This window comes from Desulforhopalus glucosivorans, from assembly GCF_054397165.1.
In genome coordinates this window covers 1,574,920-1,589,430 of sequence record NZ_AP044854.1, presented here as the reverse complement: position 1 = coordinate 1,589,430, position 14,511 = coordinate 1,574,920, and the positions used below count along the sequence as shown (strand labels likewise).

Here is a 14,511-nt window from a genome sequence, read left to right as displayed (position 1 = left end):
GTTTGGTTGCATATTACTTCTCAAAAATCAATAAGGAGTCAATTCAGTGGTCCTGAAATATACAGGGACGCCAGGTTGAACACTATATTTTTTGATACTCGGTATACAGCCTTGTGCGTTAATGGTCAGTGTATAATCTCCAGCCGGTAAGCCAAAGAAACCAAAACATTTATTGTAACAGATATCGGAACGTAAAATAGCCCAGTCATAATTATTAATATCTTCCCCTTCAATTTGCTGAAGAGTTCTATTAACCCCGTTGCCATGCAGTGTAATCGAGTCTATTTTGATCTTTCTGTCGGCCAATCTATAGTTATAATCCGGCATTCCCACGACCTTATCATCTTTTTCAATTGGCATGACAACGCAACCACGTATAGCGCCATCCGGCGTAAATACAAAGTCTAACTCTTTTATTGTATCGCTTTCCACAGTCACATGAATAGCCTTTTCAATTGTTTTTCCAGCCATGGTAACAACACTGGCCAAATATTCTCCCGGAGGAAAAGGGCCAACAATTTTATCATTATCGTTGCTACTGAGGTATGTAACTATATCCGTATTTTTATTTTGGCTAGACCGAAGTATGAGTATTGGCCTGGGCCTGATGCCCTCGAACTCATAACTATACGAAACATTTACTTTGAGTTGCCCCCCTCGAGGAGTTGACTCGCTTTCTTCTGTTTCTCCAAACTCATTCAATATAATATTATACTGTGCCAATACTTCTTTACTGTATATGATGCTCGTATGGTCCTCATCGAAGACATAATTCATCTTTGCCTCTGTCTGGGCTCTCAGGTCCTGCAAACTATACATCGTAATAGTTCCATCATTATTGGAACGAAATGGATTACGATTGCCTCTATGCCCACTGAACATATAAAAACTTGTGTTTTCAGGTAGTTTTGATCGATACAACGATTCGATAAAGTCACCTTCCGGTTGCATGTCAATCCAACTTGGAACGATCGCAGGAGATTGCTGAACTCCGTATTCGGCCATCCTATCACCACCCCATGGTGTTGCCAGCGAGATAAACAGATCAACATAGGGAAATACCTGACCGTACTTGGTGAGAAAAGATCTTGCGAGCAGCCCTCCCATGCTGTGTGCCGTTATATAGATTGTATTGAATTGGTATTTGGTTTGAAGATTGGTCAGTTTCCAAAGCAGCAGGTGTGACATACTTTCGATACGAGCGCCTGTCGGATAATAATACAGCCACGGTTGAAATCGGTTTCTATCGATATTATCTATAAAATAACGCCAGCCTTTCGGTGTCCCAGTCGCTCCGTGAATAAATAGAATCGGAATTTTTTCAGGATCATACTCTTCAAGAAAATAGATATTCCCACCAAACTGGCGATAAAAGGACCAACCTTCCCAAAATCCTTTTGCCCCATACTCTTCAGAAAACCGTTCGTCATCTAAACTCACTATGGCACCCGCCTGCCTGCTACGTAGTTCTTCTGGTTTAACAGATGATATTTCTGTCCCATGGGGTATTACAATATCGATACCTGCATCGGAAATATTGATATCAATATCATAAACAACCCCAACTGCCGGGACGTTGATTCTCTTTGCGCCACCATGCTGTCCAGCAGGCTCGCCTTCTTCATACATTAGGTTGCTGTTTTTATCCCTATACGCAAAAACGTAATATTCTCCTTGGCCGACCATGAGTTCATACTCACCGGAACCATGCAAAACCGTATAGTGAGCTATTTCATAATCCCCATTTGTTGAACAAGCAGCGACTATAATCGGCCCATTACCTAAGACATTGGTATGAATACGCCCGATTATACTGGTGGATTCTTGAGACTTTTTTTCTTCTTCTTTTAGTTTTATAAGTGCACAGCCCGTGCAAAAAAAACAGACTAAGACAAGAATGAGGCTCACTCTTTGAAAAATCGACGGTATATATGCCTTCAATCGAGTCATAGTGGATCTCCAATTCGTATTGTAACAGGAGTTTCAGCAAGTCCACTGGAGCCCAGGGAAACGAAGGTGAAATGCCTGGTTACCAAAATGTTTCAGTTACTTTCAATAAAACAAACTAAAACTAGATTCGCAACCTACTGCCATTCATCTTCTTTATTGGAGGACCATCAGGGCACTGATATATATAACCATTTGTGATTGATGAGAATCTGTACAAACGACTGTGGATCAGTCATCTGTGTCAGGTGGAGGTAAGATTTTACTGCAAAACCGGTGGTATTAAACCCCATGTAAGTCACACTTATTTCATCTCCTGACTCCCAAGGGCCAGTATCTTCAGAGTTGATTATATCAGTTCGTCTTTGTGCGGACAAAACACCAATTTGGGTGGTATGAGCAAGATATTCTTGCGCTGCGTTATTCCACTTCTCTTCTACGCTATCAGAGTTGTGATGAAAGATCGCATGAGTGATTTCATGGGCTAAAGCCCCAATATAGTGTTCCTCATCAAACGGCATATTGTACATCGTTGGAGATGTACTGCTTTGTAATATTGCTGGTAATGACATCATTTGAATTCGATCACGTTGGCGATCGTAGCTTCCAAACGCCTTGTAACCATCTTGATTAATAATCTCTTCTATTACCTCTATGTATATGTCTCTTTTGGGCTCTAAATTATATTTCCGAAGATATCGTATGGTTCGGTCAGCTGCATTACAAACATGATTGACCATGTCGTCATTTGGTGCAGATACGAAAACACCTGGTGTCTCTTCACAGCTATACTGAAGTGCGTTGACTGGTGACACAACATATAAAGAAACTATGATTACAAAGAGTATGTATATTATGGCCTGTTTAAACGAGTCTCTGTCCATACGCTTCGTTATTTTCCCCCACACACTTGTTTGAACAAAAAGCCCACTCGACCAGATGTATGACTAGACATAGTGGGACGAAAACAGTAACACACCCCCTATCCAGGTAGTAAGGTAATTTAATATCTACGCCCATAGTATTACTGTGGCATTGTATCAGCAAAGAGTTCCCTGCCTATGAGCATCCGCCGTATTTCACTGGTACCTGCTCCAATTTCATAGAGTTTTGCATCCCGAAGTAATCGACCTGTTGGATACTCGTTAATGTATCCATTACCGCCTAGACACTGGATGGCTTCAAGAGCCATCCACGTTGCTTTTTCCGCACAGTAGAGAATAACTGATGCAGCATCTTTTCGAATCTTTGCTCCAGTATCTGCAGCTCTAGCAACCGTATAGGCATATGATCTACATGCGCTCCAGGTGGAATACATATCAGCAAGCTTTCCCTGCATCAACTCAAACTCTCCAATGGCCCTGCCAAACTGTTTTCTTTCATGCACATAGGGCAACACTACATCCATGCAACTTGCCATAATCCCTAAGGGGCCTCCTGCTAAAACAAGCCTTTCATAGTCAAGTCCACTCATTAAAACCTCAATGCCCCTGCCCTCTATACCTAACAGATTTGCTTCAGGAACCTCACAACTATCAAATACCAGTTCACAGGTAGATGATCCACGCATACCAAGTTTGTCGAGCTGTGGTCCGGTTGAGAATCCATCCATCCCCTTTTCAACAATCATAACTGAAATGCCTTTCGCTTTTAATTTTGGTGAGGTTTTGACATAGACAATAAAGATGTCAGCAATTGGTCCATTCGTAATCCACATTTTACTGCCACTGAGGATAAAATTGCCTCCTCGTTTTTGAGCTGACATAGTCATACTGACGACATCTGAACCTGCACCCACCTCACTCATTGCAAGAGCGCCTATATGTTTGCCAGAAATGAGATTGGGAAGATATTTTTCCTTTTGAGATTGTGTTCCATTTCGCTGTATCTGATTAACACAAAGATTAGAATGGGCTCCATATGCAAGACCCACAGATGCTGAACTACGACTGATTTCCTCCATAGCTATAACATGTTCTAAATAGCTCATTTCAGCACCACCAAACTGCGAATCTGCAGTTATCCCAAGGAGCCCCATATCTCCCATTTTTAACCATAGTTCTCTCGGGATCTCTTCGTTGTTTTCAATTTGTTCAGTAATCGGAGATATCTCCCCTTTAGCAAAACTCTGTACAGAGTCCCTCAGTAAGGTTGCCGTTTCATCTAAGCCAAATTGCAGTTGAGGAAAATTCATATTCATTCTCCTTTATCACGCTCTTTCTATCTTTCTAAAAACAGAACCCTTCTGGTAAGTCTTTTACGGTTGTCCCCTCAACCACCCATGACAGGTCAAGTATTGTATATGAGGGGTCGGTGGTCTTAAATATCGGCACTACTCTTTTACCAAATACAGGTTCTCCCAAGAGGAGATAACTCATCAAAATAGTAGCCACCCCATCAATTTCAATATTTATAAATTTAATAGGTTTTTCGAGCATACTAAAAGCCCCTGATCTTTCACACACCATAAAGGTATGAATTGTAGCAGTAGTTTTGGCAATGCTTGTGATGTCAATGATACTATTTTGGGACAAGCAATCCGGGCAATGGATTCGAAAAGGCAGATATACTATCCCTGTCGAATCACAATTCGTATTATCACACCGTGTTGCAAGCAGCTTACCTTTTGGTAATGACTCAAAAAAGACAGCTTCGCCACCATATGAATGCATGTAGGTCATAGCCCGAGGCTTTGTTACACCAAGCAATCTCCAGTTGTGATCAGCATCTCGTATTGGAGAGTTTTTAATGACTTGATGAAAACTACCTTGTGGTTTGTATTTGTTATTTTTCACACTTACCTGGCCAAATACGCTCATATCAGTCCTCCTGTATCAGATAATCCGGATCCATTAGAATAGTCACTGTCACATGGGACCCGACCCCAGCATGACTCACAGCCATACCCCGCCGTGCATCTTTCACCTGAAGGCTTGTCCAATCAGCCGGTTTCTTCCGGTTAAAACTTTCCCAGATTTTTTCATCACCGTGTAACTCATCCCACCGGTTCCAGATATGCAATGCAATTTCAAATGCCTGCATAATCCCGGTTGCACCCACAGAGTGCATACAACCTAAAAGGCCACCCGAAAGGTTAGACGGCAGTTTACCAGGCTTTCCTGTATGGGGGTTGGTGTGATAGCAATCTCCTGATTCCACATAATCACGACCATTACCGTAGGTCCTAATTCCCAGATCTTCATAACTCTGAACATCGCTTATTGTGAAGGCATCGTGCAGTTCTACTACATCCAGATCTTCAGTAGGATCTGTTACCCCTGTCATACCATAACCATAGTATGCAGCTATTCGCGCTGCTAAAAATCCTGTAAAGCCCGGATATCTATCACCTCCAGGAAAGCGTTTACCAAGGTCCTTATATTGGTCTTCAATTTCGTTAGGCAGCAGAGGTATATCCATATGGAGTCGATCCGCAGGTCGTAGAGTATGGGAGCCTGCTGAGACCCACATCCTTAATGGTTTATTGCTGCTGTTCTTCGTAAGCTTAACTGCTGTGTCTTCATCACAAAGTATGGTGCAGGCGGCACCAACGCTCATCAGGCAACAATCAAGCGCCCTAAGTGGGTATGCCACAACCGGAGAGTTGAGTACATCATCAACCGTTATATCCATGGGCGATTGGGCAAATGGATTAAATCTCGCATACCCATGATGTTTAACAGCTATCTCTGCAAGAGTTCTTCTAAATGATTCTTCTGACTTACCAAATATCTGCCAATACCGCTGGGCCATGACGGCATAGTAGCCGGTATAGATATGTCCTAACGGAGACTCCCAATCTTTATCTGCGGCACAGGAGATAAGAAAATTCCCCTCATCTGTAGGCACCTCATCCATCCGCTCCCAGCCCATCACCAGAACACAGTCCGAATAACCTGAAGCAACAGTCTTTAAACCCTCCCATAGGGTTGAGCCCCCTGTCGCACCACCTGTTTTTATGCCAACATTGCCTAAGGGATCAAGTCCTAAACGGTCGTGAATAACTGATTCCCCAAGAAGTTGATCTCCAAAGTGATCAGCAAAATGCCCATAATAACAACTATGAATATAGCTTTTGAGTTCAGCAGGAGATATCTCGATTAATCGAGCTGCCATTGTGAACGCATCGATACAGAGCTCTTCAGTTTTTTTCTCTGGGATAGCCCTATCGAACTTAGATTGGCCTGCTGTAACCATATAGACAGGTCTTAGCAGGCGTGGGATTTTCAATTGTTGTTTGCTAAATCGTATCATACCTTGCTCTCCTTTAATTGAGGTTCGGGTATAGATGTGGATATTGCTTAACGAGTGGTGCCATTGTTCACCATCGCGTCTATACAATTGAACAATCGTAAAGATACGCAGGTTGAACGTACAGTTTGCGCCCTACAACAGCGACACACCTATATGTTGCCAGGGTTCTCGTTTGCAACATCCATTTATTCAACGTCTCACGAAACTTAGATTTATTCACCCACTGAAAATGCAATGGACATAGTCTCATCGTACATTAATTCTATCACATATTATTGAGGGAGAGAAATTGCTGAATTTTGTACCTGCAGAATACGTATGAAAATGATCGAATTCGAAACGATGGAAAAGAAAACGTTACAAAGAGTTGCTCAAGCAAGAAACTAAGGAATTGATATATAAATCGTAAGGTTAGTTTTACCACCAGAGATAGTGAACGTAGTGAGACCTTCGAGGCACTTATCCCGTTCATCGGGGTTAGATTTTTACTTACCTGAAGAATGGGTCTTTTCATTCGCCAAGTCCTCATCAATATATCGCTTGATGTATCGTTGACCATTTGTTGTAGAGGTGATTATCCAAACGCTAAAAAAAACTCCGAGACTAAAGGTGACTGGCAGCCACTTTATAGAAATAACAGTAAGCAGCAGGAGTACAACCACTGCAACAGATATGTACTGTACAGCGCGCTTTTTTGATCGGTCAATGATCTCCATCGCTTCACTGGCTGTATTTATACCATTTTTTCGTAGAGTATCACGCATTGCTTCATAGCCAAGTTGGTGCCGGCTTGCCATTCGTCCGAAGGGGTCATTTAACTTCATAAAACTCTCATTTAAATATTTTATACGCCCCTCTCTTGCTCGGGACCAGATTTCTGAAAATTGATATCTTCAATTATGATACATGTAACAGACAAACATGAGAAACGGTACTTTTTCATTATCCGGTTTATCGGGGTTAGTACCTTACCCAGGTAAACCTGTCATAAAAAACAGGTCTGGTAGGATTATAGAATGTTAATTTATAGCTGTGCAGAGCTTTAACTCGTCTTTCATCAATAAAAGCTTTATACACCAATTGATTGAAAATGCAGTATAATAACAATCACGACCTTCATGGAAGGGATACAACAGTCCATGAAGATAGCCCTACAATATTTTTCTTTCTTTGATAAATTTTTTTCTAAATATCGTGCCTACACAACGGTGGTATATTGACTAATTTAACAGCACAAAAAAACAGATTTAAACACCACAAGATTATTGTTATATTTTTCATCCTTATATTTATTGGATGTCTCACCTCCCTCTACTCACTCACCCTACTAAAAAAAGGTGTTTATCTCGACAGTCTCACCATCAACAATCTTTCGATTGAAAAAATTTCTCTCATCTGGGTCGACAAACTATCCTTACAAGTAAGTAGAGTTACATTTACAGAACCCACTAAAGTCAAGAACAAAGAGACACCGCTAGACTTAAATTTTATAAGGAAAAGTCTAAAACTAGCTCATTTTTTTGTAGGTTTTTTTTCAGATATAAAGATTGAATCAATTGAGTCAGAGGGAAGGAATGGAAGATTTGAATTGAGTCAGAATGGTACAATGGATAACTATTCTCTCAATCTATTCACCGATGGAATCAAACTTCAATCAAGTCTCAACCTTTTAGCTGATAAACTATCTGCCAATATCACCGAACTCAGCATCAAACATTTCAATACCATTGCAAAAGGTAACCTGATATTCGACTCCACACTGGGCAAGATTACCGGAACAATATCTGCAGACATTGCCAATCATCTTCCAATCACCGTTGATATCACAGCTGATAGCAAAGAAATCAGTTTTAAAAACACAAAGACCGCAAAACTGGAGTCCATTAAACCTGTAGTTGATCTATTTAGACTCCCTTCCACCATACAGCGCTGGATAACGACCTATTTATCAGGGAGTAGTTATACTCTTGAAACCCTGGAAGGGGTTGTGCCATGGAGTGATCCTGCCGCCATACTTACGAATCTTATTGCCAGAGTTTCAGTTAAGGACTGTCAATATACCTTTGCACCTGGCCTTGAACCAATAAAAACAAGTTATACGTAACCGCCTATTAAACCACACTGAGGTCTTTAACTGGAGATATCTGTTCTGCTGAAACCTGTGATGGTAGTAGTGCTTTGTGGTCTTCGGTGGTTAGCGCCAGTGGCAGATTCTCAAAAAGAAATCTGAGGTATCTGTACGCGTCAAGTTTATTAGCCTTGGCAGTTTCAATAAGTGTGTAAATTGCAGCGCTGGCTCGAGCTCCTTCTGGTGTTCCAGCAAAAAGCCAGTTTTTACGACCAACAACAAATGGACGAATAGCGTTCTCAGCTAGGTTGTTATCAGGGCTTACATCTCCATGATGGATATAGGCAACAAGCCTATGCCATTGCTTTAGTGTATAGCTAACAGCTTTACCCAAGAGGCTTTTCGGAGTGACAGTAAGGGATTTCTTTTCTAGCCATTTACGAAATTTTTCAAGATTAGGCAGCGCTTCTGTTTCACGCAATAAGACAAGTTCTCTACCAGAAAGTCCCAGCTTCTTTCCTTTTTTCTCAACGCCATATAAAGTCTGGATATGTTTTAAAGCAACAGTTGAACTGCCAGGCCTGGCATTTTTAGGTCTCGCCTTTTCTGCCTCCATAAACTTTCTGGTTCATCCGGTAAACGAGTACCTGCATCTAATATAAGTTGAAAATAGACATGACATGAATCAGGTTGTTCGGTGACGAAACCAGCAACCATCTCCTCAAAGGAAATCATGTCATGTCTACATCACTACTATACCATGCCTTCAATATTAAGGGGGTAGAATATCGTGCTACCAAATACATTGGTAACAACATCATTTTTAAAGCGGAGATGGGTGCATCCATCAAGTCATGCTCCTTTTGCCAAAGCGGTGATGTGATCTTCAAGGGAAAGAAAATACGATATTTTCACCTACCTCCTACAGGGCGTAAACGTTGTGTTCTCGAATTACTTATGCATCGAATCTGCTGTAAAAATTGCGGTAATCTTTGCTGGCCACGGTTGCCATTTATGAATGGTAATAGACGTTACACTCGTGCTTTTGCACTGACTGTTTTAGATTTGTTACAGTTCTCGACAATTAAATCTGTTGCCGACTACCTCAATGTAGGCTGGGACCTCGTAAAGAAAATTCACAAAGAAAAGCTGGAGGTAATGTATCGAAAGCAGAGCTATACTGATCTGATTTATCTCGGTATTGATGAATTCAGTATTAAAAAAGGCCACTCGTATATGACCATATTCGTTAACTTACAAAGTGGTCGTATAATCCATGCGGTTGAAGGTCGATCTTCTGAGATTGTTTCGCCATTTCTTCGAAAACTCAGTAAAAAGGCAACTAACCTCAGAGCTGTTGCTGTCGATATGAGCCAGAGCTATTTTAAGGCAATCAATGAAAATCTCGGCCACATTGATATTGTCTTTGATCACTATCATATATCTGCACTTGTAAATCGGGCCGTTGATAACCTACGCAAGGATCTTCAGGCTCAACTTGATGAAAAAGACAGAAGCTTTCTGAAAGGGAGCAAGTTTCTATTTTTACGAAATTACTCAAACCTCACAGATCAGAGTAAGGCAAAACTACAGCCGTTACTTGATGCGAATGAACCGCTCTTTTATATGTATAAAATGAAAGAACTGCTGCGCTATTTCTGGATGTTCAAAAACCAGGACCTCGCTGAACAATTTCTCTACTCATGGTGCTTTGATGCGTTAAATTCTGGGATTAAGCCATTTATAAGACTTGGATTGACGTTGAATAAATATAAAAAACAAATTCTCAATTACTTCAAACATCACATTACCAATGCGGTGGTTGAAGGTACAAACAACAAAATCAAAACCCTAAAACGACAGGTGTATGGATTTCGTGATATGGAGTATTTCAAATTACGGCTATATCACCTTCATACGCCTAGGTACTCGTTTGCCGGATGAACCAACTTTCTTCTGGCATGAGCCCAACATCCCACATGGATCACGCCTTTTTTATTATCGAGAAAGTTGTAACCAGAATACCCGTCAGTTTGTACCGCTCTCTGATAATCGCGCAAAAATGTATTGGCAATCTCTCCAGCCCTACCGTGGTGATATTGGTACAATACACTTGGAGATTCCGGCGGACCACCTCGAAATACCCACATGTATGATTTGGTTGTCGGTGAACGGTTTGGTTCTTTCAGAACCTGAACCGTTGTCTCATCTACATTGATAAGAGGTCCCGACAAGATCTCGCTGTGAAGCAAACTCAGTAACGGTTGGCAATGCTCAGCAACCTTCATTGCCCAGTTACACATGGTTGCTCGACCAAGATCGACACCTAACCGGGTGAACTGTTTTTCCTGGCGGTAAAAGGGCAGTGCATCTTCAAACTTTGCAGTAAGAATATGGGCAAGAAGCCCACCACTTGCGATTCCTTTTGGGATTATTTGAGGCGGAACGGGAGCAATTTTTACTGTAGCTCCTTCGTCTTCAATACCTTCGCAGGATTTACAACTGTATTTTGGTCTGATATGCCTGATAACCCGGATAATGGCAGGAATAAGATCAAGCTTTTCACAAGTTTCCTCGCCTATTTTGCTGAGCTGGGAACCGCATGAGCAGACCTTTTCTTCTTCAAGTATATCATGAATCACCTCTACACGAGGTAAAGCATCCGGCAAAGGTTTTCTACCTTGCTTTTTCCTAGAGTGGGCAGCTATCTCAACAGGCTCCTCATCAGCTTCTTTTTCAACATCCTCAGGCTCTGGCATATCAAACAGCGGCAATTGAGGACTTTTACCTTTAAACACCTCACTTTTTGGACCAAACAACTCCGCATAAGCGCGACGCAGTTCCTCGCGTAGCAAATCAATCTGCTTGTGAAAAGCGTCATGTTCTTTCTGTTGTTTGTCTTGCAACTCGAGGATTATTTTCTTGAGTTCAACAGGATCATCCGGCAATGTCGAAGTGTCTAAATTCATAGACAAAACATTACCAAAAACCGGATAAAAATTCAAGGTATTAGAGGGCTAATCAGCAGGTTAAGATACTGTTTTAGCCAACTTTTTTGTAGCTCAGTTGTCGGTGCGCATGATCAAGATCAAGACCATCCAGTAGCCAGCCAAGTGCTTTGGAACTTATCTCTAGAACCTCGTGTTCAGACTCAGGCCACCTGAAGATTTCTTCCTCAAGTCTTTTCATCCAAATACAGAAACCATTGTTTGCCCAGTAGAGAATCTTAACTATATTCCGTTTACGATTACAAAATGCGAACAAGCTGCCTGAAAACAAATCGAGTTCAAAATGCTCTTCAACAAGGAGCGATAATCCGTTAACTGATTTTCTCATGTCAGTTGCGCCAACGGCTATATAAACATCACCTCCAGCGCGCCATTGTTTCATAGCTGTTCCAGAGTTGTTATTATTTGCGACAAAGCTATTGTTGAAAATTCCTTTTCAACTTTAATGGAAAATCGCCCGCCACCCAAGCTGACGATAATCCCTGAATTACCTTCTTCAGGAACTTTAGGTCTGCCAGAAGGTATAGTTAGGGGATAGAAAACCTGATTCTTTGAATCAGACTCCCTGAGCTTTCTTTTCCAGTAACCAAATGTTGAAACAGCTATATTGTGCTTTGCACAGTAATCCACTTGCTTCAAATCACTTTTGTCACATGCGTCAATGTGATCTTGCCAGAAAGCTTTACTTCGATTTCTTCCCATAATATGCCTCCAGGTTAAGGGTTGGCATAAATGGAACATTTTATTGTTGGCCTGTGAAGATGGGGTTTAATAAGCGCTTACAGTTATACCGATGTAATATTCAGCAGTGGAATCCTGCATATCACCCCCCATGACTCAACCTTTTATGGTCAGCCAATTGATGAAGGCCAAGTGGATATTGATTTCGTTGACCCAACTAACATCCTCCTCACCACCCACATACTAACAGAAGCTCAACTCAATGATGACATTCTCAAGCTGCTCAACTATTACAATATTGGAATGCCATTTAAGCAGACAACCGGGCGGACAGGAACAGATTTTCTTCTTACAATCAATTTAAGTCAGTTACATATCACGACCAAGGGAGCTTTTCAAATTGATCAGGCTGATGTTATATGGGACAACAATAAATATTCGATCTCCAACGCAGAAATTCTTCAAAATAACAGTAAAATAGAGATCATTCATCTAACCCTCCAGTACGAGAACCTTTTCACAGCAGATATAGCAGGCAAAATTGATTTAGCAGAGGGTTTGGGGCAGCTTGAAATTAAGCTTAAAGATTTTGAGTATAAATTTGGTAAATCGATTTTACAACTAAGCTCATCTGCACCATTGCCAATTATCGACTTCTATCTTGCTCCTGAAGGCGATTCACTTGGTGTAAGTTCATCAGCCTGGAACGTGGACGAATTAGAGTTCAGAATTGCCGCTTTCAAAAGTTCTTTCGAAAAAGATACATTCTCGCTCACTCTCCCCCCCACAGCTGTCTCAGTTGGAAAAACTATTAATGCCGATATCTCTGGTATGTTTTCTGTAAAGGATCGTACAATCGACCTCAACTGTTTCCTAAAACAATATGAGGTCAATGACATATCGTTGGTCAAGCCTTTCGGTCCTATTGCTGTCAAATATGGTCAGGGTTTAACAATAGAGAATCAAACAACCTCCCAATGGAAGCTCAGTGGTATTGCCACCACACTGTATCCTTCAACGATCAGTTACACAGATAACACCATATCCATAACTGAGAGCAGAATAAGTTACGGCGATTTTTTTGACTGTACAACGTCAGGCATTTTCAACAGACTAACCCAAAAAGGGCTGTTCATGCTTGAGGATCTAGAGGTCAAAGATGGTCATGTTGGAGACCTTTTGGGAGATAGTCAGGGAATACCGTTAGAAGTGAGCAGGGAAAATGACAAACTCTTATTACATATGCCATTATTAGACCTGCAACTCACCTCAGGTGAGAATAAAAACTGGTCTGCCACCTTCAATGACCTGAGCACAATCTACCCGCGCTCCAAATTATTACAACAATACAAGATTGATAAAGGTAATCTTATAATATCTTCCAATAATGGCAAAAGACCGTATTCCTTCAAAGCGGAGATTCCCTATACATATCCTCTTTTAATACAGGATAATAAACCCATTGATGATTTCCATATCGAAGGCAAAATATCCGATGATGGTATCAGCGCAGTTATTAATGATCAAATGAAGATTCATTATGATAATGATATCACGGTCACGTCCGATGATATTGGTTTTAATATCCCTGCAATCATAAAATTTTATAATGAGCAAGCCAGCTCAACAGGCAAAAAACATACTGATACAACTGATGGAACCAGTCCCCCAAGTAAAGATAAAAAAAAGGTCCACATCGCCCTAAACGCTAGTAACAGCAATCTCTTTTTTGGTACTGACCACGTAGCACTCGCGGACCAAATCACACTTGATTATGACGGCACTACCAGTAAAATTCAACTTCTACATCAACAGGGAAACATTGATTTCGAGATGGAAGGTGATGAGTTCACCCTTAATGGAGAAAACTTAGGGGATACATTTATGGGAGCCCTCATTCAGAGTTCTCAGTTTCATAAAGGGGTTATGACACTTGCAGCAAAGGGCACATTCTCTGAATCTTCAGCCTTAATTAAGATTGAAAAAAGTACTTTAAAAAGCCTTAATCCTCTCAATAATATACTCGCATTTCTTGATACCATCCCGGCATTAATTACATTTTCACTACCTGAATACAGCACCAAAGGTATGTACATAAGCTCTGCAATGGTCGGCCTAACAATACAGGATAATATCACACACATAGAAAATATCGATATACAATCTCCCGTTCTTTCCATGACGGGCGCAGGCTCGATTAGCATTCCTAAAAACCAGATAAATATATCCCTCAACCTGATCACTAAGGCTAAATCCAATATCTCAAAGATTCCTCTCTTGGGCTACATTTTGACAGGTAAAGAAAAACGGCCATCAATCGCTCTAAAGGTTACCGGCGACCTGGCAAATCCCAAAGTGGAAAATACAGTTTTTAAAGAAGTTGCCACCCTCCCATTTTCTCTTCTCTATCGAACCTTGGCACTACCTGCTCATATTGCAAATTCAGTGGTAGATTTTACAGAGGAAGAAAATAAATCAAAAACTAAGGCAAAAGCTAATACGGCAAAAGAAGAACCTGAAAAATGATTTTTCTGTGTGCGACAACATCATGAT

At 41.1% G+C, this 14,511-nt stretch carries 12 protein-coding genes and 1 pseudogene; 3 read left to right on the top strand and 10 right to left on the bottom strand.

Annotation, left to right across the window (positions count from 1 at the left end; all coding sequences use genetic code 11):
* Positions 1-27 precede the first annotated feature (27 nt).
* From ACX6CI_RS06790 to ACX6CI_RS06765, 6 genes are all read right to left on the bottom strand, one after another.
* Positions 28-1,950 carry an alpha/beta hydrolase gene (locus tag ACX6CI_RS06790; protein WP_458777408.1) on the bottom strand — a complete coding sequence of 641 codons (1,923 nt, stop codon included), beginning with the start codon at positions 1,948-1,950 and terminating at the stop codon, positions 28-30.
* A 167-nt stretch (positions 1,951-2,117) separates the two neighbouring features.
* On the bottom strand, positions 2,118-2,831 hold the full coding sequence (locus tag ACX6CI_RS06785; RefSeq protein ID WP_458777407.1) for a DUF6639 family protein: 714 nt from the start codon (positions 2,829-2,831) through the stop codon (positions 2,118-2,120).
* A gap of 140 nt (positions 2,832-2,971) precedes the next feature.
* Positions 2,972-4,141: an isovaleryl-CoA dehydrogenase gene (locus ACX6CI_RS06780; protein ID WP_458777406.1), complete on the bottom strand. Its 1,170-nt coding sequence runs from the start codon at positions 4,139-4,141 to the stop codon at positions 2,972-2,974.
* A 34-nt stretch (positions 4,142-4,175) separates the two neighbouring features.
* Positions 4,176-4,766, bottom strand: a complete 591-nt coding sequence (locus tag ACX6CI_RS06775; RefSeq protein ID WP_458777405.1) for a Zn-ribbon domain-containing OB-fold protein — start codon at positions 4,764-4,766, stop codon at positions 4,176-4,178.
* A 1-nt stretch (position 4,767) separates the two neighbouring features.
* Positions 4,768-6,201, bottom strand: a complete 1,434-nt coding sequence (locus tag ACX6CI_RS06770; protein WP_458777404.1) for a thiolase domain-containing protein — start codon at positions 6,199-6,201, stop codon at positions 4,768-4,770.
* A gap of 485 nt (positions 6,202-6,686) precedes the next feature.
* The gene (locus ACX6CI_RS06765; protein ID WP_458777403.1) at positions 6,687-7,025 is read right to left on the bottom strand and encodes a hypothetical protein; all 339 of its coding nucleotides are present in this window, start codon (positions 7,023-7,025) and stop codon (positions 6,687-6,689) included.
* 392 nt (positions 7,026-7,417) lie between these two features.
* Between ACX6CI_RS06765 and ACX6CI_RS06760 the strand changes: the two genes are divergently transcribed.
* Entirely contained in the window at positions 7,418-8,305 is an 888-nt protein-coding gene (locus ACX6CI_RS06760) for a hypothetical protein (RefSeq protein WP_458777402.1), read from the top strand.
* 7 nt (positions 8,306-8,312) lie between these two features.
* Here ACX6CI_RS06760 and ACX6CI_RS06755 read toward each other — a convergent pair whose 3' ends face one another.
* Complete coding sequence (locus tag ACX6CI_RS06755; RefSeq protein WP_458777401.1) at positions 8,313-8,885, bottom strand: IS66 family transposase; 573 nt, start codon at positions 8,883-8,885, stop codon at positions 8,313-8,315.
* A 122-nt stretch (positions 8,886-9,007) separates the two neighbouring features.
* On the opposite strand from ACX6CI_RS06755, the gene ACX6CI_RS06750 reads away from it, so the two are divergent.
* On the top strand, positions 9,008-10,213 hold the full coding sequence (locus tag ACX6CI_RS06750; protein WP_458777400.1) for an ISL3 family transposase: 1,206 nt from the start codon (positions 9,008-9,010) through the stop codon (positions 10,211-10,213).
* Positions 10,214-10,218: 5 nt separating this feature from the next.
* Here the strand turns inward: ACX6CI_RS06750 and tnpC are convergent.
* From tnpC to tnpA, 3 genes and pseudogenes are all read right to left on the bottom strand, one after another.
* A pseudogene (gene tnpC, locus ACX6CI_RS06745) lies at positions 10,219-11,238 on the bottom strand (IS66 family transposase); the annotation flags it as partial.
* A 73-nt stretch (positions 11,239-11,311) separates the two neighbouring features.
* Complete coding sequence (tnpB, locus tag ACX6CI_RS06740) at positions 11,312-11,659, bottom strand: IS66 family insertion sequence element accessory protein TnpB (protein WP_458777399.1); 348 nt, start codon at positions 11,657-11,659, stop codon at positions 11,312-11,314.
* Positions 11,656-11,979, bottom strand: a complete 324-nt coding sequence (gene tnpA, locus ACX6CI_RS06735; protein ID WP_458777398.1) for an IS66 family insertion sequence element accessory protein TnpA — start codon at positions 11,977-11,979, stop codon at positions 11,656-11,658. Before tnpA ends, tnpB begins: the two co-directional genes overlap by 4 nt.
* Positions 11,980-12,150: 171 nt before the next feature.
* Between tnpA and ACX6CI_RS06730 the strand changes: the two genes are divergently transcribed.
* Positions 12,151-14,484: a YhdP family protein gene (locus ACX6CI_RS06730; protein WP_458777397.1), complete on the top strand. Its 2,334-nt coding sequence runs from the start codon at positions 12,151-12,153 to the stop codon at positions 14,482-14,484.
* The last annotated feature ends 27 nt before the right edge of the window (positions 14,485-14,511 follow it).